Origin of the sequence: Alcanivorax sp. IL3 (genome assembly GCF_047495465.1) — a bacterium.
Lineage (GTDB): Bacteria > Pseudomonadota > Gammaproteobacteria > Pseudomonadales > Alcanivoracaceae > Alcanivorax > Alcanivorax jadensis.
On the sequence record NZ_CP179931.1, the window covers coordinates 1,111,847 to 1,133,744 of the forward strand.

A 21,898-nucleotide genomic window follows, 5' to 3' on the forward strand; every position below is an offset into this window, starting at 1 on the left:
GAGAGATACCAGGCCGTGCCGTATGTATCTGGTGGGCGCACCATGTGTGGCCTTGATTGCTGGGGCCTAACCAGGCTAGTGCGCGAGGAAATGACTGGGCAGCTCCTGCCTGAGTTTGGGGGTGTGGTTGACCGGCGGCGTATGACAAAGCTCGCGCCTGACGTGAAGGACGGTCTTTCTCCCAGCGAGCCAAAAGATGGCGCCATTGCTTTCGCGTATCGCGGTCGGCTGTGCATCCATGTCGGCATAATCGTGAAGGCGGACGGCAGGCTGTGGGTTCTGGAGACTGACGAAAAGACCGGCGTTACGATTTCCAGTATTCGCCGCTTTGAATCGCGCTTTGTGAGAGTGGAATTTTATGATTAGGGTTTTCGCCAGCATCACAGACAAAGACCCGTCAGAAGTCCACGAATGGACAGGAAGTGTGCGGGGCTGGCTTTGCGCGAACATTGATGAATTTGACCAGCATGCCGTGGCGCCCTTTGCTGTCCAGGTTAACGGCGCAATCCTGCCTCGCGAACATTGGGGCCGTGATATTGAGCCTGATGACGTAGTTGATATTACGGTTCAGCCGCAGGGCGTTAGCCTTCTTGTTGCCGCTGTCACGTTGCGCGAGACGTTGCGGCCTGTAATTAACGCCATCATTCCAGACGTGCCGAATAGGGCTACAGGTGGCGGCGCAGCGGGGCGGGGTGTTGATCTTTCTGAGGTTAAGGCAAACACCGCACGCCTTGGCGGAACAGTGCCTGAGATATTCGGGGAGTTTAGACGCTTTCCTGATTACCTGGTTCCGCCACATCGGTTCTTTTCAGACAAAAAGAAACTGTCTCAGCGTTTTTTCCTTTGCGTAGGAGCTGGAGAATACAACGTGCCACTGGCGGGCCGAAAGATTGGCGAAAGCCAAATGACGGCCCTGCCAGGCGTGTCTCACACAGTCTATGACCCTGACGAAGATGTCTCTGCGGACGTTAATGCGGAATGGTGGCACAGCAGCACCGAAGTCGGCGCGACGTCTGCCGGCAATTCTGGCATCCCCCTGACACGTATCAGCGGCATTGACGACTCTCCCGACGCCTCCATTTTTACCGTAGATGGCACCGATATTACCATCCCGGATGGCGCCGGGACTTTTCCCGCAGCATGGAATAGCACGCTGAATGTCAGGATCGAAAGCTATCAGGACTACGAAATAATAACTGGCGGTACACGCGACATTATCAGAGGCCCTGTTGACCAGCTCGGGCCGTTCGTAGGCATGAAAATTGAAGTAGCCGGCGACAATGCTGGACTGTATGAGATTAACAGCTACACGGCGGGCGCTGTTGTAGATGCCGGATCTGTTTCCAGCTACACCGGAAGTGCCGCCCCAAGCACCCTTGATTTTGCTTCTTCCGTTGCTGTTTTTGGCATTGACCAGCTGGTTAACGCTGCATTTTTCGGCGGCAATATCACCATCGATGAGGCTTTTGCTAACTTGGCCGGTTTGATTGATTTCATTAACGGCAAGTTTGCTGAAAAAAACCTGCCGTTTACAGCGCAAGACAATGGCAGCGGGTATGTGGAAATACTTGGCGCTGGGCCGCCTTACCCTGGAACGGCGCTCAATGTGTCTGGGTCCCCGGCAGAACTTGAGCAAATATTTGGAGCTTCGCCTGTTTCTGTAACCGGCGATGAGACAGAAGTTACTGATGGCGAAATAACGCTATCGTACCCTGATGGCGACCCTGTATTTGGCCTCACTGAGAACGCGGCCCGCATGGCTATCGGCTATGAGAACATGGATTACAGCATTGACTCAGCTTCCACTAGCTCTATCACCGTATCCAGGCTGACAGACACAGGGGCGGTAGACGGGTCATGGCCTGGGTTTGATTTCCTCACAAGCAGCTCGGTGGTTATTTATATCTCCAGCACTGATGCGGCCATCGGATGGGCGGGACCGTTTACGGCTTGCCCTGCTGGTGAAGTCACAGAAAAAATTGAATACGATTTATTTTTCCCTAATGGGCTTTGGGAGACTTTCGGGCAAGGCGGGTCTTTCCCTGAAAGCCAGACTATAGAAATCCAGTGGCGCGAGGCGGGATCTTCCGATGCATGGGAGTCCGAGGTCAAGACAGTAAAAACAAGGTCCAGAGATCAAATAGGCTACACGTTTAGCATTGACCTTGCGTCTGCTATGCGCCCTGAAGTGCGCATGAGGCGTGCCGGGGCTGCAAGCACGGCTTTTAAATTCAGAGACGTGGAGTGGTATGGCCTGAGGGCCAAGCTTGATGCGCCATCCTCTTATCCGTGGACGACTATTTCTGTCGAGGTAGAGGATGCAGAGGAAATTGCCGGGGCGTCAGAGAACCAGATCAACGTCATAGCAAAACGGAAAATCCCCGTATTGTCTGGTGGCGAATGGACAGCGGGCAATGTAGAGACGGCTGACATTATCCCGGCCTTGCGTTACATGGCAGAGTCTATATCTATGCCATACGATGATGACGCCATGGTATCACTTGATAGTTTATATAAATCAAGAGGGGACACATTCAACTATGTGTTTCAAGAGTCCACCCTCCGCGAGGCAATGAAGACAGCACTAGGTGCCGGTATGGCAGAACTTACCCTGGATGACGGAGCTATCAAGCCAATAAGAGACGGGGTAAGAACAACCTTTGAGCAAGCATTCAGCCCTCAAAACATGACCGGTGACGGCCTTTCCAGGTCGTTCACTAGCGTCCGCCCAGATGAGCCGGATGGCGTTGATGTTGAGTATACGGACAGCCAGACATGGGCGCAGCAGACTGTAGAGTGTCGATTGCCTGGGGATTTTGGGGACAAGGTAGAAACCCTAAAGCTGTCTGGCGTTACAAACAGAACACAGGCGTGGCGCATCGGGATGCGATACCGGCGCCAGCAGAAATATAGGCGCTGGGACTACAGTTTTAATACCGAGCTTGAGGGTTTGAACGCAGGCTACATGAGCTATGTGCCGCTTCTGGATGACATTCCAGGCTATGGCCAGTCAAGCATTATGCGCAACATTGCCGCTATCGGTGACGATGCCAGGATCACCGTTACGGAAGATATGGACTGGTCAGGCACAGGCCATGTGGTGGCATTCCGTAACGAATACGGGGAGCTTGTTGGCCCTTATTCTGCCTCAATGGGCAACAACAATCGGGAGATAGTCGCCGATATACCCGTTGATGTTTGGCCCGACCTGACAGAAAGACAAGAGCCGCCGCATGTCTACTTCGGCACCAGCGACAAATGGACCTTCCCTGCCCTTATCCAATCCATAGAGCCATCCGGGGGCCTGCAGGTTGGCATCCGGGCCGTTAATTACGACGAGCGGGTTTACGCAGATGACGACAACGCGCCGCCAGAGTGAGGCTAGAGCATGACGACATACAACACCGGCAACCCCGTACCATCCGCAGACGCACGCGATCTTTACGATAATGCAGAGAATCTGGACGCGGCGGTAAACTCTTCCAATGCCGAGTGGGAAGACCGAACTGGCACTGTTCGGCCAACTCTCAAGAAGCTAGAGGAAGATTACCCCAATGCTGCCGCTGATGCCGACCGAGCCGAAGCTGCGGAAGCTGCTGCAGCTGGCCATGAATCGGCAGCTGAAGGTTATGCATCCGATGCACAGGGTTACGCCAATACCGCCGCTACCAACGCTGACATCTATGATGATACAGCTGCCGGTCTTGCGGGCACTGCAGAGGGCGAACAGTTTCAAGTGGAATCAGCAGACGGCCTAGAGTTTATCCGCTATCTGCACGACACTGGCGGGGTGGCTACGGAGGTGGGGCGCTTCCCGAGTAGCGAAGGCGTTGCTGATGCGAGAAATACCGCGAACACTGCCCTTGACCGAGTGTGGAAGCTGGAGAAGCGCCTTGATGGCGACTGGTGGACGAAGATTGCCACTCCTCCGCTGGCTTTGTACGACCTCAGCTACGGCGCCGGAGAGGGTTACACAGTATCCGGTTCCGATGTGACCGCAATCCGCGACCTTTCCGGCAATGGCGATGATCTTGTCAGCGAGATTACTAACAGGCCTGTTGGCTCTGTTGGGGGGCATCCTGGGATCACGTTTGATGGCAGTGAGCCTTACTCGGGCGAAAATGATGCTATCTCGGCCCTTATTTCTACGCCGCTTGATAGCTTCTCCCTGCATGAGGTGTCAAAGATCACGGATGTATCTCAGAGCCAAACGGTTCTAGGGATGCAGACGGCGGCTGATCCCGACAGCTTAGACCCTTCAATCAGGCTAAACCATAATTCAAGTGGCACGCATTCCGCGTCAGTTTTTCAGGGCGGCAGCGCTATTTTAGATATGGGTAGTGGCCCAGTTTACACTTACTCCGACAACGACGTACTCATCAGAACCAGCTACTACAGCGGGGCCGATCAAGTTTCGTACTGTTTTTTAAACGGCTGGATAAACAATTACAGGGAGGGCGCGGCTCCAGAGACTTACACAGATTTTAATCTTGGTCATGTGACGGTGGGCAATTACCGGCAGGGGCAAGGCGCTGGTGGTTTGCTGGGGGATTTTGGGGCAGCGGCGGCATTTTCAGGCCCAGCGCACACAGTAGAAGAGGCGGCAGCAGCGCACAAGGCAATGATGGAGCGATGGGCGCCAAGCGAGATGCAGGATACGTTTGCAGTGCATGGTTATGGTCAGTCAAACCTGGGAGCGGCATACACAAACGCGAGCCCTGTGACTTTCGCGGACGGCGAGGCTTATCAGCATTCAATCTCTAACGATGAGCTGACCCGTGGAGCCATTACACAAGGCACTGACAATCAAAGCCCTGTTTGGTGGTTTGCTAAAGAAATCTCGAATATAACCGGCAAAGTCCCCGTGATTATGGTGCGCGCCGCTGGTGGCATTGGGCTTGTGGGCGGCGGCTACAATGGGGACTCTGCATACCTGGAGCCGGAAACAGAGGCGGCGATTAATGCTGGAGCCCCCGGCAGCGGCTACACAAGCAATATTGATCTTTATAAAAGATGGGCCAAGCTCAACGACCTTACTCCTCGATTCAGAACGCAAGATTACAGGATATTGTTTTGGGTTGGCTGTGAGACTGATGTATCCAATATCAACAGTCTCAAGGTTGGCGGCGTGGTTCCCGAAGAGGTGCTGCTGGATCAGCAGCAGCAAGTGGCCGCTGCCCTTGATAACCTCATCACCCGGTGCAAGATAGACCTTGGCTACACGCATTTCGCACTATGCCTTACGGGCCGGAGAGGTGAGACTCTCGCCGCTGTTGAGGAAAATATGCCTGCTGTGAATGCAGTGAATGCGGCTTACAGGCAGGTGGCAGCATCACGGGACGATGTGCATATCGTTTACGAGCACACAACGAACTACGACCCTGATAATTTCTCTCAAGATGACCTTGTTGTTGATGGTGACGGGGCGTGGGTTTCTGGCCACGGCACAAGGGATGGCACGCATTACACCGAGGCTGCATTCAAGGCCATTGGCGTTACAGGTGCACGCAACTTCTTGCGACAGATCGGCGAGTACAACTGATGCCCGCCGCGTAACGCTGACACGATAGTCGCTGGCCTTGAATGGAGATCAATGGCCGGCGGCGGGCAGGGTCAGAATGGCAAATGCCAGGGAGGGCGTCTGTAGGCGATGGCTGAAGGTGGTGTGAGTCATTTTGGTATCGCCCGGTAGTATTTAAAATGCCTCAGATCGCGTACCCTTTGCGCTTTAATGTGCCCGTCAGCCAAAGGGTTTGGTTGTTTCAGTAATGGGTACAAAGCTGTGTACAAAATCTGAATTCGAGAAAATGACTAACTCCACTATAGCCGATCAAGTAAAGCGGCGGCGCACTTTTGCTATTATTTCGCACCCGGACGCCGGTAAAACCACCATTACCGAAAAACTGTTGTTGTACGGCAACCTGATCCAGAGCGCAGGTACCGTGAAAGGCAAGAAGTCCGGCAAGCACGCCACCTCTGACTGGATGGAGATGGAGAAGGAGCGGGGCATTTCGGTGACCACCTCGGTGATGCAGTTCCCCTACAAGGATGCCACCGTCAACCTGCTGGATACCCCCGGCCACGCCGACTTCTCTGAAGACACCTACCGCACCCTCACTGCGGTGGATTCGGCGCTGATGGTGATCGATGCCGCCAAGGGTGTGGAGCAGCGGACCGTCAAGCTGATGGAAGTGTGTCGCTTGCGCGACACGCCGATCCTTACCTTTATCAACAAGCTGGACCGGGACGTCCGTGACGGCATCGACGTGCTGGATGAAATCGAGGACGTGCTCAATATCGAGTGCGCGCCGATTACCTGGCCCATCGGTATGGGCAAGAGCTTCAAGGGTGTCTACAACCTGCTCACCGACACCACCGTGCTGTACAAGACCGGCCAGGGCCACACTGTGCAGGACGTGCGCGAAGTGAAAGGGCTCGATAATCCGGAGCTGGATCAGGCGGTGGGAGCCGACTACGCCGAGGAGTTGCGCGAGACTCTGGAACTGGTTCAGGGCGCCAGCCACGAATTCGATCTGGAACGCTTCCTGGCCGGCAAGTTGACCCCGGTGTTCTTCGGTACCGCCTTGGGCAACTTCGGCGTCGATCACATGCTCGATGGCCTGGTGAAGTGGGCTCCGCCGCCCCAGCCCCGCGATGCCACCGCGCGTACCGTAGTCGCCGACGAGCCCAAGATGACCGGCTTCGTGTTCAAGATTCAGGCGAACATGGACCCCCGCCACCGGGACCGCATCGCCTTCATGCGCATCTGTTCCGGCAAATACCACAAGGGTATCAAGCTCAAGCAGGTGCGTACCGGCAAGGACGTGCGTATTCCTGATGCGTTGACCTTCCTGGCCGGTGAGCGTGACAACGTGGAAGAGGCTTTTTCCGGCGATATCATTGGCCTGCACAACCACGGCACCATCCAGATCGGTGACACCTTCACTGAAGGGGAAGAGTTGGCCTTCACCGGCATTCCCCACTTCGCCCCGGAATTGTTCCAGCGTGTGGTGCTCAACGACCCGCTGAAGAGCAAGCAGCTGCACAAGGGGCTGACTCAGCTGGCGGAAGAGGGCGCCACCCAGGTGTTCTTCCCGTTGCGCAACAATGACGTGATTCTGGGCGCCGTGGGCACCCTGCAGTTCGATGTGGTGGCCGCTCGCCTGAAAGGGGAATACGGCGTGGATTGCCGCTATGAACCGGTCAGTGTGGCCACGGCGCGCTGGATTGAAGCCGGCAGTGACAAAGAGCTGACGGCCTTTGAGCGTAAAGCCCACGATAACCTGTCCCGCGACGGCGCTGGTCACCTGACCTATCTGGCTCCGACCCGTGTGAACCTGCAACTGGCACAGGAGCGTCACCCGGAGATCCGCTTCCGCGAAACCCGCGAAATTTCATAGCAACGTAACAGGCGCACGCAACAATGTGGGTAGGACGAGCCCCGCGTTGTTGTGTCGAGCGTTGCCGCATTGTTTCCCGTCAGCGGTTTTCGTGCATGCTGGTTATCAGCTAAACCGTCCTCAGCGGTCGCGATCCTTTTCACAAGCGGGTAAACTTCCTGACTTGTTTCGGCCCCGCCTCACAAGGGTACTGTCGAGACACAAGACCCCGGCTATCCGCCGGGGTTTTTTATTGGGCGCGAAAATGCCAGCCCGCTCCGTCGGCGTGTACCAGCAATCACTTCCTCATATCCGCTGTGTGCCGGCTTCTCCTCGCTGGTAGTCCCTTTGCTGCGGCGGGTATCATGAGGTCGCTGAGGCCGTCGACCCAATCGGCCAATGTCTGCATAGCGGGTCAATAAGGGATGCCTTGATCATGGATGCCAAAGCCGCGCAAGCGTACCTGTTGAGCAAGCCGGAAGCGCGAGAGGATTTCCCCTTCGGCCCGGATGTGGCAGTGATGAAAGTGCGGGACAAGATGTTCGCGACACTGGGGGAAGAGCAGGGCGAAGGGCGCATGAATCTCAAGTGCGACCCGGACCAGGCGCTGGCACTGCGGGATATCTTCGAAGCTGTGATTCCCGGCTACCACATGAACAAGAAACACTGGAATACCGTCAAGCTGGACGGCTCCATCCCGGTGGGGGAAATCCAGCGCATGATTGACCATTCCTATGCGCTGGTAGTGGGTGGTTTGCCGAAAAAAATCCGCGAAGGCATGGCGGTCCGGCACGGCCGTGAGGCACTCTACGGACAACAGCAACAGGAGCGTTAACGGTGGCAGTGATTATTGGTGGTCTGATTGTTATCTGGCTTGGCCTTGGCATGGGCGGTGCCGCTCTGCGCTGGTTGGGCATTGAGCTGCATTACCCGGCTCGATTGGCGGCGCCCATGTTGCTGGCGGTGCTGGAAACCGTGCTGTTCCTGGTGTTTGTTCCCGGTACCGAGCTGCTGCCGGAAACTTGGGGCTGGCCCATGGCCGGCGGCCTGGTCGCCGCCGCCTGGTTGATCAACGGCGCGGTCAGTGGTCTGGATTGGTATCGCAACCGGTTGGTGAAAGAACCCCCGGTGACGGAATAACCCCCGGGGATTCATGGGCCCGTAGGAGCGTGCTTGCACGCGAATTGCTTGCGGCAAGTCACGGGTTCGCGTGCAAGCACGCTCCTACAGGGGCCTTTGCGCTTACAAAGGACGCGTGTTGTTTTTACTCAGTGGCCTCTGTGCCCTCTGTGGTAAAAAAATCGCCTTTATCCTAAAAACTGCTCCACCCGGTAAATTCCATTACCCGATACACCCAGTACTTCCAGGTCGCTTCATCCGCGTAGACCCCGTAATCGGTACTGTGTTTCTCCCCGTCACGATTGTCCCAGCGTCTGGCAAAGGCGGATCGGGCATCGACCATAAGGGCGTGATCCGTTTTTGCCAGCACTCGCACGCTGCTTTCCAGGTTCAGGTTGTCCAGATTGCGGCGGGTGAAGTTAGCGGAGCCGATAATCACTTCCGAGCGTTCTGCTCCCCGTCGCAGCAGCATCTTGGTATGGCATTGCTCACCCTGGGTATTACACCAGCGCACCTCAATGCCCGCGGTCCGCAGCTCCGCCCCCACCTGGCGATTGGGGATGCCGTTTTTCTGGCGGCCGAAGGCATCCTTGTTGGGGTCCAGCAGCACGCGCACGGTTACGCCCCGCTCATGGGCCGCCAACAGCGCCTTCACCAGGGGGCGGTGGGACAGGTAGAACACAGAGATATCCAGTGCCTCTCCGCTGCGGCTGCGCTCAACGGCGGCCAGCAGGGCATCGCGGATGGCGCCTTCGGTGAGTACCTGAAGCTGGGCCGGGGCCGTGTCGGCAGGGGTCCCGGTCGAGAGTGTCGGCAGATCGGGCAGGCTGACGCCCGCCATTCGCGCCACGGCCAACTCGCTCTCCAGCATGTCCGCCACGGCCGGGCCCTGGAACGTGAGGCCCAGATTGCTGTGGGCGCTGCTGGCATCGTGGGGATTGGCCGTGGTGACCAGCGCGGTCCACCGGTCGCCTTCATCCACCACCAGGGTCTTGCGGTGGTTGGCCTTGAAGTTGAGCAGGGTCAGGTAGCTGCGCAGGGTGACCTTGCCAGGCCCCATGGGGTTGGGCAGCCAGCCACCCTCGTTGCTGTTGCCCAGCCACTGACAGCAGATCCGCCAGATCCCTGACCAGCTCGGGTTGGAGTCACGCAGGCGTGTCAGCGGGGTGGTGATCACCACCACCCCCGCGTCTTCCAGGCGCTCCAGGTGCTTGCTGTGTAGGCCACCGTAGAGGGTGTTGATAGGGTCACTGATCAGAATCACCGGCAAGTCAGGCTGCTGCTGTTTTTTGTCCAGCAGTGCTTGGGTCAACTGCGCTGACAAGGGGCGGTAGCTGGCATCGTCGGTGCCCTGAAAGGCATTGAACAGAAACATGTCCACCACCACCAGTTGCCGGGCCTGGCCGATCAGGCGCAGGGTCTCGTCGAAAATGCGCTGGCGCATCGCGCGCTTGCCATCGGTGGTTTCCCAGGTGTCATCCACCAGCAGGGTCAGGCCCTGGGCAGGCAGTAACGGCGACTCATGGGCCAGGCCGTCCGGCAGCGGTTTGTATCGATGCCAGAGGGCGATGCAGGCGATCAGCGCCAGTAGCATGAGCAGGGCAAGTTTCAGTCGGATCATGGGCAGTCCATCCAGTGATTGCGGCTACCTTAACAGGGTGGGTCGTGAGCCTGAACCAAGTTGAATAATGGGTGGTACATACGTGCAACATTCTGCAAAGAATGTCGCCTCCCGGTAACTATCCTGCTACCGCACATCAACAGTAAGTCGGCACGCTGTCCATGAGAATGGGTTAACACTGATGTTAACAACAATAAGCCGGCCAGCGCGCCGGCCTGGAGTGTCCCATGAAAGCCCTTTCTCGTTTGCTGGCTACCGGCCTGGTAGCCCTGCTGGCCGCCTGTGGTGGTGGCGGTTCTTCATCGTCGCCGGCTGCCAGTAATCCGGTCCCGAACACTCCCGATCCGGATATTCCCGATGCCCCGCGGGCCGGGGAAGGAAGCATCAGCGTGCTGTCCAACCGTGCGGACCTGATCAGTGGTGGTGATGCGCTGGTGGAAATTACCGCTGACGATAGCGCCTTGTTGAATGGTGCAACAGTGATGCTGGGGGATCGGGAGGTGACCCAGCAACTGACTGCCACCAGCGATGGGGGCCTCAAAGGGCTGTTGCAGGGTATGGGCCTGGGTGCCAATACCCTGACCGTAGTGTTGGCGGATGAGTCGGTGCTGGAGCAACAGATCATCAACCATCCCAACGGCGGCCCGGTGTTTTCCGGCCCCCAGTTGCAGCCCTGGCAGTGCACCAATGCTCAGGCGGTAGATGCCCAGTGCAATCAGCCAGCGGAGTACCGCTTTCAATATGTGCCGGCCAACAAACTGGAAAGCCTGCTGACCGGTTTCGACCCGGAAAACCCCGGATTGCCGGAAGCCTTCCAGCCTTATGATCCGGCGAATCCGCCTGCGGACGACAGTATTGCCCGAATAACCACTGATAAAGGGGTAGAACTGCCCTTTATCGTGCGCATGGAGGAAGGGGTTCAGAATCGTGACCGTTACCTGATCATGACCCTCTATCAGCCGGATCAGCCCTGGACCGCCCTGGCACCGCAACCGCAATGGAACGGCAAGCTGCTGATTCATCATGGCGGTAACGTGGGAGTCAGTTATGGCATGGGTGAAGTGCCCCGCGGCGATATCGCCGGCACCGCGCCGGCGGGCGCCGAGCTGTTACTGGGTGACAGCATTACCACCGCTCTGGCGCGGGGGTTCATGACCCTGTCTACCGCCCAGGCCAACCTGGGCCATAACGCCAATCTGGTGACGGCGGCGGAATCGCTGATGATGGGGAAAGAGCGCATCATCGAGCAGTACGGGGAAATCCGTTACACCATCGGCACCGGTTGCTCCGGTGGCTCCATCACTCAGCACCACGTGGCCAATGCCTATCCGGGCATTTATCAGGGGTTGATCGTGCAATGTTCCTACCCGGATGTCTGGACCACCGCCACCCAGTTCGCGGACTACAACCTGCTCAGCAACTACTTCGGCAACCAGCTGCCCACGGACCCTCAGGGTTTTCAGGAGGTGGTCACCTCGCTACTGACTTCCGGGGTGATTCCGGCCGCGCAGTGGTCCGCCTTCTATGGCCACTTGCCATTGAACCCGGTGTTCTCCGACCTGGCCTTCTTCCCGGCTGCCTACCCGAACCAGGAAGATTGCCCCGGTCTGCAGGAAGGGGTGGAAGTCTATGACGCCGAGTCGCAGCCGGACGGACTGCGTTGTGGATTGCTGGATTACATGATCAATCAGTTCGGCCCCCGAGACCCGTCGGTATGGTCCAGCAACGAGCAGTTGCTCGGTCGCGGTTTTGGCGGTATTCCGCTGGATAATGTGGGTGTCCAGTATGGTTTGAAAGCATTGCAAAACGGGGTAATCAGCGGCGAGCAGTTTCTCAAGGTAAATCGCGAAATCGGTGGGTTGAGCGTGGATATCGACTACCAGGCCGAGCGCACCGTGGCCGACCCGCAAGCCCTGCGTAATGCCTATCGCACCGGCGCCATCAACACCGCCGAGCATCTGGCCAAGGTGCCGATCATTGATCTGCGTGGGCCGGACCCGGGCATTGCCCACGATGCCTACCATTCCTGGCAGATGCGTGCGCGACTGGAGCAGAGCCAGGGCCATGCTGACAACCATGTGATCTGGTATGGACCGGCGCCGCTGTTTGGCGATACGGTTTTCACCACGGAAGCCCTGTTGGTCATGGACCTTTGGTTATCGGGCATCGAGCAGGACGACACTGCCACGCCGGTGGCCGAGAAAGTGGTGGCCAACAAGCCGGTCTATGCCCGTGACCGTTGTCTGTCGGTGTCGTCCCTGTTCGGCCCGGAGGGGCCCATCGTACCGTTGACCGGCAACCTGCTGTACCCGGAGCCGATCCTGCCGGGGCTGGATCTGTCCTTGTTGCCGCCGGCGCCGGCGGAAGCCGGGGTGGTGGTGGATGCGCTGACCGGCCAGGTATGTGGCCTGGATATCAGCGAGCTACCGGTAGTGGCCGAGCTGCCGGTGCTGGGGGACTTGCTGGGTACGCTGGGTGATTTGCTGGCGCCGCTTACCGATCCGATTCTGAACCTGCAACAGACCGTGGTGCAGACCCGTTTCGGCACCCCACGCACCGTGGCCGGTGACAGCATTGAAACCCTGACCAACAAGTGCCAGCTGAAACCGGTGGACCCGGCCGATTATCCTCTGGCCCTGGACCCGGACGCTTTTGCGGCTCAGGTAGCGGAAATTTTCCCGCAGGGCGTCTGCGATTACAGCAAGCCTGGCGAGGGGGTAATGCCCACGCAGACCTGGCTGCAGTACGGTGATTCACAGCAGGTGATTTACGGTGGTGAGCCGTTAGCCAGCGATGGGCAGAGCGCTCCCCGGGGCTGGGCGTCGCCGGCCTTCCAGGTGGAGATTCGCTGAACCCGGAAACCCGGATGTTAGAGTCCTGCTTGCAAGGCGAAGGGTGGGGACGACCTTCGCTTTGCAAGCAAAGCTCCAACGGCATTCTTGAGTGCCAGTAGTGGCTTGCAAGGGATCTCTAGCGATCCAGTTGGTAAGCCGTCAGCTCGCTGTCGTCATCAAAGCCCATGACGGTGCCGCCATTGAGCTGCACGGCTTTCCCGCTCAAGGTAACCGCTTCATCCCCCAGCACCCCGTCGTTAAACCGATATACCGGTTTGGGCGCCTCGTTCAGGCAGTGGTCGCGGAAACGGGCCTTGGCCTGCAGCACACTGTCCCGGGCGGTTTGCCAATGAGTGATGGCCTTCTCTCCATGGCGCTGCTGCAACATGGCTTCGGTGACTGTGGCTGACAGGGCCACGGCGGTGGCATTGTTGCCGCCAAAGCCTTTCGAATTGATCAGGCTGGCCTGCAAATCATCACGCTGCACATGCTCCATGGCGAAATCCAGATGCTGGCGGTGCACATCGCCGGCGATATGGTCGATGGTGCGGATGCCCGGCAAGACGCCCTGGGCAAAGCTGCCCAGGGCCGCCGCCAGCTGATCGCCCCCGGCGCTGCCCAGCGAGTGTCCCACATAGGCCTTGATAGCAGTGACCGGCCAATGGCGGATGCCGAAGGCGTCTGCCACCCGGTCCAGAATTACCGATTCGGTGACCCGGTTCTGGGGCGTGCCGGTGCCGTGGGCATGGACAAAGCTGTGCTCGCGCAGGCCCTTTTCGCCGATCAGCTGGCGGGTCAGGGCGGCGGCCTTGCCCACGGTCAGGTAGTTGCCGACCCCGGGAGCAGAAATGGATTTCTTGGCGCCGTCGGCGTGGATAAACACGTCCGGTACCGCACCAAGAATGTCGGCACCCAGCTCCAGTGCCAGGGCATCATCCATCAGCACGGTAAACTGGGCAGACTCGGCCATAGTGAAGCCGCAGTTGTCGGAAAACGGTCGGCAGGCACGACGCACATCGGCCTGAGTCGCCCCATCCAGTGCCGCCAGATCCTGGTCTTCCGCCAGCGCGCCCATGGCCCGGTAACCTTCCATGATTTCTGGCATCAGCGGTGCCTCGCTGGTGCCGACGATGGCCACCCGGACCTTGCCACTGCGAATGGCCTGCACCCCTTTTTCCAGGTTGTAGAGGAAGGTGGCGCAGGCGCCGAGCATGCCGCCGGTAGTCCCCACCGAGTGCAGCACATAGGCGTTGAGGAAATCCGCGGTCATTTCGCCCAGCCCCAACGGTACCTGTTTTGAGGTGATGCGCTGGCCGTTGGGGGAAGCGCATGACGCCGCCCAGGCCGTTGTCGTCCATCTGTGACATGGCGTTGCTGGCGTAAACCGCCACCTGGTCCGGGCGTACCTTGCCGGCCACGGTGGCCCAGTCGATACCCAGATCCCCCAGCGCATCGCTGATGCCGAAGATCGCCATCTGCAGGGCGCGGGGGTGATTGCGCGAGGCATACAGAGCGCCGGGGTCGAAGCCGTCCGGCAGTTGCCCGGCGGCGCTGACGCGGCGCGGGGCGTCATGGGGCACACGCAGGTCCAGCCCCGCAGGCAGGGTGACCCGGCTGCGGCGCTTGTCGATAGGAGAGACCTGCCAGCCAGCGGGTAGCGGGTCAGGCAGGTCCATGTTGCGCATTTCCAGGGTAACGGGAATGTCGCTGGTGCCGCTGATGGCGGCGTGGAGACGGTGTGAGTCGGGCAGGGCACGGATCAGCGTGGCCGCCAGCTGATCGTCCGGGGCGCGGCCGGTCAATTGGCCCAGCGAACGCAGAGTGTCCTGGCGGGTGATATCCGGCAGGGCATCAAAAATCAATCGCTGAAAGCCGAAATGCAAGGCGCTACGGCCGGCTGCATTGATGCCGCCCATGGCGGTGATCACAGGTAATGCTGTCATGGTGCTCCCGGGCTCATGCCCAACCGAAAACGGTGACTAGCCGGTCAGGGTACAGGTGAAATCCGGTTTTGCGTATACGACGGAGGGCGAATCCGGTCAGGAAAGTGCAACAGAGTTTGAAAGTGAAAGCGGATGTTTCGGAAATGAATTGTTGGAGGGGTGGCTTTGTCATCTCTACGAAGCCGCTGTAGGAGCGGCGCTCGAGCCGCGAACCGCGCTTGCGCGGGAATCGCCCGCAGGGGGATCAGGCATTCCAGGGCCTGACAGGTCTTTCTAAATGATCACTCCCTATCGCCTCGCTCCGCCTGATTCGCACCTCAAGAGGTGCTCCTACAGAGGGCAGGGAATGAGGACGCCGCCAACAAAAAACGGGGCCCGAAGGCCCCGTCTGGTCTGGCATTAAGCGTTGAGCGTATTACAGCAGCTCGATGGCTACCGCCGTCGCTTCACCACCGCCGATGCACAGGCTGGCCACACCGCGCTTGCCGCCGGTGCGCTTGAGCGCGTGGATCAGGGTGAGAATGATGCGTGAGCCAGTGGAGCCCACCGGGTGACCCAGGGCACAGGCGCCGCCGTGGATGTTCACCTTCTCGTGAGGAATGCCCAGGTCGATCATCGGCATCATCGCCACCATGGCGAAGGCTTCGTTGATCTCGAACAGATCCACGTCGTCCACGGTCCAGCCGGCTTTCTTCATCACCGCTTCGGTGGCACCGATGGGGGCAATGGTGAACTCGCTGGGGTGTTTGCTGTTGGTCGCGTGAGCCAGGATACGGGCCAGCGGCTTGAGGCCACGCTCATTGGCCAAGGATTCGCGGGCCAGTACCAGCGCAGAGCCGCCATCGGAGATGGAGCTGGCGTTGGCGGCGGTGACGGTGCCGTCTTTGGCGAAGGCCGGACGCAGGGTGGGTATCTTGTCGATGTTGGCGTTGCCGGGTTGCTCGTCGGTGTCGACAACCACTTCACCCTTACGGGTCTTCACGGTCACCGGCACGATTTCGTCCTTGAACCAGCCGTTGTCGATGGCGGCATTGGCGCGGTTCAGGGATTCGATGGCGTAGTTGTCCATGTCTTCGCGGGTAATGGAGCGTTTGTCAGCCACTTCCTGGGCGAAGGAGCCCATCAGGCGGCCGGTTTCCGCATCTTCCAGGCCATCCAGGAACATGTGGTCAAACACCTGGCCGTGGCCCATGCGCATGCCGCTGCGTGCCTTGTCCAGCACATAGGGAGCATTGGTCATGGATTCCATACCACCGGAAACGACGATGTCGTTGGTGCCGGCCTTGATGGAATCATAGGCGAACATAGTGGCCTTCATGCCGGAGCCGCACAGCTTGTTGATGGTGGTGGCACCGGTGTTGTCCGGCAGGCCGGCCAGACGCATGGCCTGGCGGGCCGGGCCCTGCTTGAGGCCGGCGGGCAGTACACAGCCCATGATGACTTCCTGCACGTCTTCCGGCTTCAGGCCGGCACGAGACACGGCTTCACGGATAGAGGCGGCGCCCAGTTCGGGAGCGGAAACCGCAGACAGGGAACCCTGGAAGCCACCCATGGCGGTACGGGCACCATTTACAATTACTACAGCATCATCAGACATCGTTTTCTCCTGCCAGCAAAATAGTACCTGAATCCGTGACTTCATCGCGGCGCCTGACGCAAGCCTTTGCAGCCACAGAAAATTTGTCTTCAGTCGATCGTATTCCCTGATACGACGCTTCTTCAGAAAATCCCCCGTGACAACAAATTCTTACGCCATGCATCCACGCTGAAGTCACGGATTCAGGTAGCAGTTATCAAAATTTGGGGCGCATTGTACTTGAAACAAGGGGGATACACCCCATCTCACAGGGACCTGCCGGTCACGGACCAGGCATTGGCGATAGGATTCGTCTATTGCAGCCAAAGGCAATCATGGTAAACCCCCGGTCCGTGGTGGAGATTGCCGCCGGTAGCTTGTTATTATCATTCAGCCGCTGAGGGCAGGCATGCCCTCAGCGGGGAATTTCTTTCTGTTGCCGAGCCGCAACAGAACAACATGATGTCAGGGGAAATGACTATGGCTTTTGAATTACCGCCGCTTCCGTTCGAGAAAAATGCACTGGAACCGCATATTTCTGCAGAAACTCTCGAGTATCATCACGGCAAGCACCACAATGCCTACGTGACCAAGCTGAACGACATGGTTGCCGGCACCGACAACGAAGGCAAATCCCTGGAAGAGATCATCAAGAGCGCCCAAGGCGGTCTGTTCAACCAGGCCGCCCAGGTCTGGAACCACACCTTCTACTGGAACAGCCTGAGCCCCAACGGCGGTGGCGCTCCCACCGGTGATCTGGCTGCGGCCATCGACACCGCTTTCGGCTCCTTCGACGAGTTCAAGTCCCAGTTCAATGCCAAAGCGACCGGCAACTTCGGTTCTGGCTGGACCTGGCTGGTGAAGAACACCGATGGCAGCCTGGAAATCGTCAATACCGATGATGCGGATACCCCGATCGCCCACGACAAGGGCCAGACGCCGCTGTTCACCGTGGACGTGTGGGAACACGCCTACTACGTGGATTACCGCAATGCCCGTCCCAAGTATCTGGAATCCATCTGGAACCTGATCAACTGGGACTTTGCCGCCAGCAACTTTGCCGGTTAAGACGGCATATCCCATATAGGGGTACCGTTCAGGTAGTGAAAAAGGCCGCTTTTGCGGCCTTTTTCGTGTCTGTCTGGCGGTGGTGGGGGAAGTTTGCTAGCGTCCGTCCCGGGATATTGTCGGGGTTTGTGTGGTCCAACCCGCAGGTTCATGAAAATAACAGGTGTGATATGCGTTTTTTGGGAATCTTTTTTCTTGTGATGGGGTTGTCAGCCACCGCTGCCATGGCAGAAGGGCCGACGCCAGCCTCCGCCGAGCAAAAACAGAAAAGCCCCGAGCAGCAGGCCATGGATCAGTTGGCAGAAGCCGGCCTGCGCCAGGCACTGAAGGCCATCCAGAGCTCCGGTGGACTCTATCCTTTCGGCATGATTCAGTCCGGAGATACGGTGAGGGCGGTTGGCTATTCCGGCGACAGGGCCGACGCTCCAAGTGCAGAAGAGTGGGCCCAAGGCCTGTTTCGGCAGCTGCGTAAGATCGGCATGGAGCAACCGGATATCGAGCTGATGGCTCTGTTTCGCCTACACGAAGTCACCGCCGAAAATGGTGAAAAAGTCACGGGGGTATGGGCCCAGGTAGATCACCGCGATGTTCGCCCCTGGGTGATTTTCCTGCCGTTGCTCAAGAACGAAGAAGGCAAGCACGAGCTGGGCGATATGGTCTACTACGCCACCGAACAGCCGTTGTTCGAGAAAAGCGGCGAATAAATTTTTCAGATACAGGCAGGACTAAATGGGCGCTGTTCGGCAGCGCCGCAGTGCCCCCTGTGGCACTATCTGTCAATCGGCCCATGAACCGGACTATCCGGTATGCAGGACACAGGAATGACGCGAGATCGTGAAGTAAATCTGGGTAATCTGAATGATGTCACCGTGGATGATCATGGTGATGCCGGTCGCCGACCTTCTTCTGCCGGCAGCAACAAGCCCACGGAGAAGGGGGCGGGCAAGCCTCCCAAGGCCCCGAAAAAGCCGGTGCCGCCCTCCAGTGGTGGTGGCGGCGGTGGCTGGATGATTGCCTGTCTGGTGCTGGTGGTGCTGATCGCCGTGATGGGGGTCTGGTTCCAGAAACAGATGACCGTGCTGCAGTCACAGATGGACGAGCGCATTTCGGAATCCAGCCAGAAGCTGGGCAACCTCCAGTCCCGGTTATCTGCCACCGACGAGAGCCTGAACCAGTCGTCCGGGCAATTGCAGGATACGGTCCGCGCTCACGGCAAGAGGCTGGAAGAAAACAACACCGAAATCCGCAAGCTCTGGGATCTGAGCAACAAGCGTAACCGAGCGGATATCGCCGAGCAGAGCAAGAAATTGACCGCCTTGTCTGCCACCCTCAATGAGGTAAAAAAGGCCCAGGCCGGAGTGGATGGCAAACTGCAGGGGATCAGCAAGGACACCGCTGCCCTGAAAAAGCAGGTGGACAGCGCGGTGGCTGCTGTCAACAAGAGCAGTGAACAGTGGCAGACCCGCATCAGTCAGATGCAGACCCAGGTGGATGTGCTGGCGGAAAATATCAATCAACTGGAAAGCCAGCAGCAAAATCTGAAAAGCGGTCTGGCCAAGGTGGAAAAAAACCAGGCCGGGCTGGCAGCGTTGAAAGATCGGCTGGATGAGACAGAGGCGGCGATCGCGGCTTTTGATTCTTACCGGCTGCTGGTCAATAGTCGTTTGGACAAACTGGAAGGGCGCTGATCGGCCACGGGGGGTGGTGATCAGCTAAAAACAACAAGTAAAAGAGCGTCTTGCCATGGCCAAGTTGCCGGAAAGTAAAGAGCGGCGTTTACAGGGGTTGAATCAGGATGTACTGGCGGTAGCTACCCCGGTACCTGGGCCGGATCTGGAACCGATCAATCTGCGCACGCCCAAAAAAACCAAACCCATCTCGGTCAGCGAGGGTGGCCACTCCGGCTTGTTGTGGTTGTCCCTGGTGCTGGCGGTGATCGCCGTGCTGTTGGCCGCCAGCCAGTGGCTGGCCCACGCTGAAACCAGTCGTGAACTCAGTGAATTGCGAGAGCAGTACTATCAGCTGGCATCGCAGCGTCAGGGTGAGGCAAGAGAAGGCGCGCGCAGTCCGGCAAAAGCGCCTGCCACTTCTGACGTGTCTCCTGGTGATGTGGTGGTCAACAGCCTGCGTGACGATTTTCGCGAACTGAATGCGAAGGTACGCGGGATCACCGTTACCATGGCAAAACAGCGTAACAGCAACAACGAAAGCGCCGAGCTGGCCACGCGCCTGAACGAGATGGACAGCAAGTTGAATGGCCTGTCCTCACGGATCAGTCGTCTGGCCGAGCGTCCGAAAGCGGCGGCGATCCCGGTGGCACAACAGGCTCCGGACAACAGCGCCCAGCTATCCGCCCTGGCGGGCAAGGTGACCAAGATCGATAAAGACCTGCAGGCGCTTTACCGGATTCTTCAGGGGGGCTGATCCTGCTGGTAATTAACGATTAGCCTGCTAGAATACCCGCCCATTGCGCCAGTGGTGGAATTGGTAGACACGCCAGATTTAGGTTCTGGTGCCGAGAGGTGTGGGGGTTCAACTCCCTCCTGGCGCACCATCTCAAAGAAAGGCCGTAACAGCATTGCTGTTACGGCCTTTTGTTTTTTGGGCAAGCTTAAGCCGGTTCAGTTGCGCCTACTGTAAAGATAGTTGCTCGCCCCTGAGATCGTCGGTCTGTAAAGGCCTCGAGGAAACGGCCCCGGGTTCTCCATAAACATTACCGGTTGGTTTATCCAGGTTTGGCAATAGGTTGCCCAGGTTTCTTATACCGCCACACTCTGGCCAGGGTCACTATCAAGTTAATTTCATTTGCCGCTAGTTTTTACCTTCTTTTCATACCGTTCAACTCTCATAGCCCTAACATGCGCCCTGTCGAATCCGCGAATCGGGGAAGGGTATGCGGTATTACCTCAGCAAGATAAAGGCCGACGAAGATACCTGGGAAATTCACACGGTGAATTGCCGGCATCTGCCAAATGGCAACGACCAGCGCATTTATCTGGGTGATTTCACCCACTGTATCCACGCCTTGCCAGTGGCCAAGCTCTACTTCCGCACCTTGCGGTTTTGCCCGGAATGCTCTCTGATCGCCTAGGTAGCTACTTGCGAGTTTGTCTCGCCCCGCGTAAAACAAAAGGGGAGGTGTCATTATGCGAGTACATACGCAAGGCAGAGAGCAAAAGACCGAACACTTTCCGCCGGGTAAAAAGCTTGAGGGGGATCGTGTGCGCCTTCTGGCGTTGGTCGCGTTGGCGGTGGGGGCGATGGTGTTAGGCGGGTTAATCTATGCAGAAGGCCAGGCCGCACACAGTTCATTGCATGGTATCAAGGCATCGCTGATGGAGGCGGTGGACTCACTCTAGACCATTTGGGGAAGCCGCCCGGCGAACCTCCCCGTGTTACCAGCCTAAAACGCGTTCTGTACGGTAACGGCCGTAGTCATTAGTGCCGTGTCCAGCACCTGGCGCCGCCGTGTCGGGTCCATCATGTTGAAACCAAAAGCCTGCAGGTCGTCTGCGTTGGGCTCCAAACGAATTACCCGCTTGCCCGCTTTTTCCAGTTTACTCACCTCCTGATCCACGATACCGGTCATGTAGCGGCGTACCCGACGCTCGATGGCGGCCAGGGGTGAGCGAGGCTTGTCCGGCTGCCGTGAGGCCATGGGCGCGAGAATGATTACCTCGTCTACGGCGCTGTCCACCAGTAGGTCCGCCGAGGTGGGAGAGGCGACACCGCCGTCAATGTAGCTGCGGTTGCCCAGGCTGACCGGTGGGCACCAGAAGGGGACCCCATAGGACGCGCAGACCGCATCGGCAATGGAGGCCTGCGGGGTGCCACCTTTGCCGAAGGGCACCCGTTTGCCGGTGGTGGTATCCACGGCCATGATCCAAGTGGCGGGGTGGGCTACCCAGTCTGCCCCTGCGGTAGCGTCGTTGATCAGTCGCCGGAAGGGCGCCATGTTGAACTGGCCCCGCGGCAGCAGGCCGCAGAAGGCAGTCAGCGGCGAGACTTCACCACGCAAGCCTTTCAGTACCAGCCGGGCACCGGTAAGGCTGGCGCCGGGCAGGGGGGGCAGGGCGCCGCCAGTGTCATGGTCATGATCCCAGCGGCACTGTTGGCTGGTGCCCTGCTGGCAGGCCAGCAACTGGGCCACGCTGACGCCGCTGCCCAGCAGGGTGGCCAGTACCGCGCCTGCTGAGGTGCCGATGAGAATATCGGCGTCGCGGGCATCCCAGTTCAGTTGCTGTTCCAGATGATGCAGGGCGGCGATGCTCCAGGCGCCGCCGGCGACGCCGCCGCAGCCCAGAACCAGGGCGCGACGTGGGGGCGTTTGGGTCGTGTTTGTCATAATCAGGACCTGT

Annotated in this window: 17 protein-coding genes and 1 tRNA gene; 14 read left to right on the forward strand and 4 right to left on the reverse strand. The window is 58.5% G+C overall.

All coding sequences use genetic code 11. The features are described 5' to 3' along the window. The first annotated feature begins 42 nt into the window (after window positions 1–42). From ACMG4M_RS05360 to ACMG4M_RS05385, 6 genes are all read left to right on the forward strand, one after another. Window positions 43–366 (forward strand): hypothetical protein, encoded by a 324-nt coding sequence (locus ACMG4M_RS05360; RefSeq protein ID WP_414430858.1) that lies wholly within the window; start codon window positions 43–45, stop codon window positions 364–366. Then, on the forward strand, window positions 359–3,379 hold the full coding sequence (locus ACMG4M_RS05365) for a host specificity factor TipJ family phage tail protein (protein ID WP_414430859.1): 3,021 nt from the start codon (window positions 359–361) through the stop codon (window positions 3,377–3,379). The genes ACMG4M_RS05360 and ACMG4M_RS05365 overlap by 8 nt, the downstream gene beginning before the upstream one ends. 9 nt (window positions 3,380–3,388) lie before the next feature. Continuing rightward, window positions 3,389–5,542, forward strand: coding sequence for a hypothetical protein (locus ACMG4M_RS05370; RefSeq protein WP_414430860.1), 2,154 nt, complete (start codon window positions 3,389–3,391; stop codon window positions 5,540–5,542). A gap of 265 nt (window positions 5,543–5,807) precedes the next feature. Continuing rightward, window positions 5,808–7,400, forward strand: a complete 1,593-nt coding sequence (prfC, locus tag ACMG4M_RS05375; RefSeq protein WP_414430861.1) for a peptide chain release factor 3 — start codon at window positions 5,808–5,810, stop codon at window positions 7,398–7,400. A gap of 415 nt (window positions 7,401–7,815) precedes the next feature. After that, the gene (locus ACMG4M_RS05380; protein WP_414430862.1) at window positions 7,816–8,214 is read left to right on the forward strand and encodes an MmcQ/YjbR family DNA-binding protein; all 399 of its coding nucleotides are present in this window, start codon (window positions 7,816–7,818) and stop codon (window positions 8,212–8,214) included. Between the two features lie 2 nt (window positions 8,215–8,216). Next, window positions 8,217–8,519 carry a hypothetical protein gene (locus ACMG4M_RS05385; RefSeq protein WP_035249380.1) on the forward strand — a complete coding sequence of 101 codons (303 nt, stop codon included), beginning with the start codon at window positions 8,217–8,219 and terminating at the stop codon, window positions 8,517–8,519. A gap of 172 nt (window positions 8,520–8,691) precedes the next feature. Here ACMG4M_RS05385 and ACMG4M_RS05390 read toward each other — a convergent pair whose 3' ends face one another. Then, on the reverse strand, window positions 8,692–10,119 hold the full coding sequence (locus tag ACMG4M_RS05390; RefSeq protein WP_414430863.1) for a phospholipase D family protein: 1,428 nt from the start codon (window positions 10,117–10,119) through the stop codon (window positions 8,692–8,694). A gap of 227 nt (window positions 10,120–10,346) precedes the next feature. Here ACMG4M_RS05390 and ACMG4M_RS05395 point away from each other — a divergent pair, with 227 nt between their 5' ends. Continuing rightward, window positions 10,347–12,971 carry a DUF6351 family protein gene (locus ACMG4M_RS05395; RefSeq protein ID WP_414430864.1) on the forward strand — a complete coding sequence of 875 codons (2,625 nt, stop codon included), beginning with the start codon at window positions 10,347–10,349 and terminating at the stop codon, window positions 12,969–12,971. 118 nt (window positions 12,972–13,089) lie between these two features. Here ACMG4M_RS05395 and ACMG4M_RS05400 read toward each other — a convergent pair whose 3' ends face one another. Both ACMG4M_RS05400 and ACMG4M_RS05405 read right to left on the reverse strand, forming a co-directional pair. Beyond that, window positions 13,090–14,223, reverse strand: a complete 1,134-nt coding sequence (locus tag ACMG4M_RS05400; protein ID WP_414430865.1) for a beta-ketoacyl synthase — start codon at window positions 14,221–14,223, stop codon at window positions 13,090–13,092. Between the two features lie 1,088 nt (window positions 14,224–15,311). After that, complete coding sequence (locus ACMG4M_RS05405) at window positions 15,312–16,493, reverse strand: acetyl-CoA C-acyltransferase (RefSeq protein WP_035249389.1); 1,182 nt, start codon at window positions 16,491–16,493, stop codon at window positions 15,312–15,314. Between the two features lie 459 nt (window positions 16,494–16,952). Here ACMG4M_RS05405 and ACMG4M_RS05410 point away from each other — a divergent pair, with 459 nt between their 5' ends. The 7 genes from ACMG4M_RS05410 to ACMG4M_RS05440 all read left to right on the forward strand — a co-directional run bounded on the left by ACMG4M_RS05410 (window position 16,953) and on the right by ACMG4M_RS05440 (window position 20,899). After that, window positions 16,953–17,540: a superoxide dismutase gene (locus ACMG4M_RS05410; protein WP_035249390.1), complete on the forward strand. Its 588-nt coding sequence runs from the start codon at window positions 16,953–16,955 to the stop codon at window positions 17,538–17,540. 170 nt (window positions 17,541–17,710) lie between these two features. Further along, window positions 17,711–18,244 (forward strand): hypothetical protein, encoded by a 534-nt coding sequence (locus ACMG4M_RS05415; RefSeq protein ID WP_035249392.1) that lies wholly within the window; start codon window positions 17,711–17,713, stop codon window positions 18,242–18,244. A gap of 117 nt (window positions 18,245–18,361) precedes the next feature. Then, on the forward strand, window positions 18,362–19,228 hold the full coding sequence (locus ACMG4M_RS05420) for a hypothetical protein (RefSeq protein WP_414430866.1): 867 nt from the start codon (window positions 18,362–18,364) through the stop codon (window positions 19,226–19,228). Between the two features lie 55 nt (window positions 19,229–19,283). After that, window positions 19,284–19,964, forward strand: a complete 681-nt coding sequence (locus tag ACMG4M_RS05425; protein ID WP_349380216.1) for a hypothetical protein — start codon at window positions 19,284–19,286, stop codon at window positions 19,962–19,964. A 45-nt stretch (window positions 19,965–20,009) separates the two neighbouring features. Continuing rightward, a tRNA-Leu gene (locus tag ACMG4M_RS05430) sits at window positions 20,010–20,094 on the forward strand. 339 nt (window positions 20,095–20,433) lie between these two features. After that, the gene (locus ACMG4M_RS05435) at window positions 20,434–20,631 is read left to right on the forward strand and encodes a hypothetical protein (RefSeq protein WP_035249399.1); all 198 of its coding nucleotides are present in this window, start codon (window positions 20,434–20,436) and stop codon (window positions 20,629–20,631) included. 55 nt (window positions 20,632–20,686) lie between these two features. Further along, window positions 20,687–20,899: a hypothetical protein gene (locus ACMG4M_RS05440; RefSeq protein ID WP_035249401.1), complete on the forward strand. Its 213-nt coding sequence runs from the start codon at window positions 20,687–20,689 to the stop codon at window positions 20,897–20,899. Between the two features lie 44 nt (window positions 20,900–20,943). Here the strand turns inward: ACMG4M_RS05440 and ACMG4M_RS05445 are convergent, their stop codons facing one another. Next, window positions 20,944–21,885 (reverse strand): patatin-like phospholipase family protein, encoded by a 942-nt coding sequence (locus ACMG4M_RS05445; protein WP_035249403.1) that lies wholly within the window; start codon window positions 21,883–21,885, stop codon window positions 20,944–20,946. Window positions 21,886–21,898 lie beyond the last annotated feature (13 nt).

What these genes read in the sequence shown, in the direction of transcription:
- ACMG4M_RS05400 (WP_414430865.1), bottom strand. Translation starts at nt 14,223, where the DNA reads ATGACCGCGGATTTCCTCAACGCCTATGTGCTGCACTCGGTGGGGACT.
- ACMG4M_RS05415 (WP_035249392.1), top strand. Translation starts at nt 17,711, where the DNA reads ATGCGTTTTTTGGGAATCTTTTTTCTTGTGATGGGGTTGTCAGCCACC.
- ACMG4M_RS05365 (WP_414430859.1), top strand. Translation starts at nt 359, where the DNA reads ATGATTAGGGTTTTCGCCAGCATCACAGACAAAGACCCGTCAGAAGTC.
- ACMG4M_RS05360 (WP_414430858.1), top strand. Translation starts at nt 43, where the DNA reads ATGTGTGGCCTTGATTGCTGGGGCCTAACCAGGCTAGTGCGCGAGGAA.
- prfC (WP_414430861.1), top strand. Translation starts at nt 5,808, where the DNA reads ATGACTAACTCCACTATAGCCGATCAAGTAAAGCGGCGGCGCACTTTT.
- ACMG4M_RS05405 (WP_035249389.1), bottom strand. Translation starts at nt 16,493, where the DNA reads ATGTCTGATGATGCTGTAGTAATTGTAAATGGTGCCCGTACCGCCATG.
- ACMG4M_RS05440 (WP_035249401.1), top strand. Translation starts at nt 20,687, where the DNA reads ATGCGAGTACATACGCAAGGCAGAGAGCAAAAGACCGAACACTTTCCG.
- ACMG4M_RS05435 (WP_035249399.1), top strand. Translation starts at nt 20,434, where the DNA reads ATGCGGTATTACCTCAGCAAGATAAAGGCCGACGAAGATACCTGGGAA.
- ACMG4M_RS05425 (WP_349380216.1), top strand. Translation starts at nt 19,284, where the DNA reads ATGGCCAAGTTGCCGGAAAGTAAAGAGCGGCGTTTACAGGGGTTGAAT.
- ACMG4M_RS05410 (WP_035249390.1), top strand. Translation starts at nt 16,953, where the DNA reads ATGGCTTTTGAATTACCGCCGCTTCCGTTCGAGAAAAATGCACTGGAA.
- ACMG4M_RS05380 (WP_414430862.1), top strand. Translation starts at nt 7,816, where the DNA reads ATGGATGCCAAAGCCGCGCAAGCGTACCTGTTGAGCAAGCCGGAAGCG.
- ACMG4M_RS05395 (WP_414430864.1), top strand. Translation starts at nt 10,347, where the DNA reads ATGAAAGCCCTTTCTCGTTTGCTGGCTACCGGCCTGGTAGCCCTGCTG.
- ACMG4M_RS05420 (WP_414430866.1), top strand. Translation starts at nt 18,362, where the DNA reads ATGACGCGAGATCGTGAAGTAAATCTGGGTAATCTGAATGATGTCACC.
- ACMG4M_RS05445 (WP_035249403.1), bottom strand. Translation starts at nt 21,885, where the DNA reads ATGACAAACACGACCCAAACGCCCCCACGTCGCGCCCTGGTTCTGGGC.
- ACMG4M_RS05370 (WP_414430860.1), top strand. Translation starts at nt 3,389, where the DNA reads ATGACGACATACAACACCGGCAACCCCGTACCATCCGCAGACGCACGC.
- ACMG4M_RS05390 (WP_414430863.1), bottom strand. Translation starts at nt 10,119, where the DNA reads ATGATCCGACTGAAACTTGCCCTGCTCATGCTACTGGCGCTGATCGCC.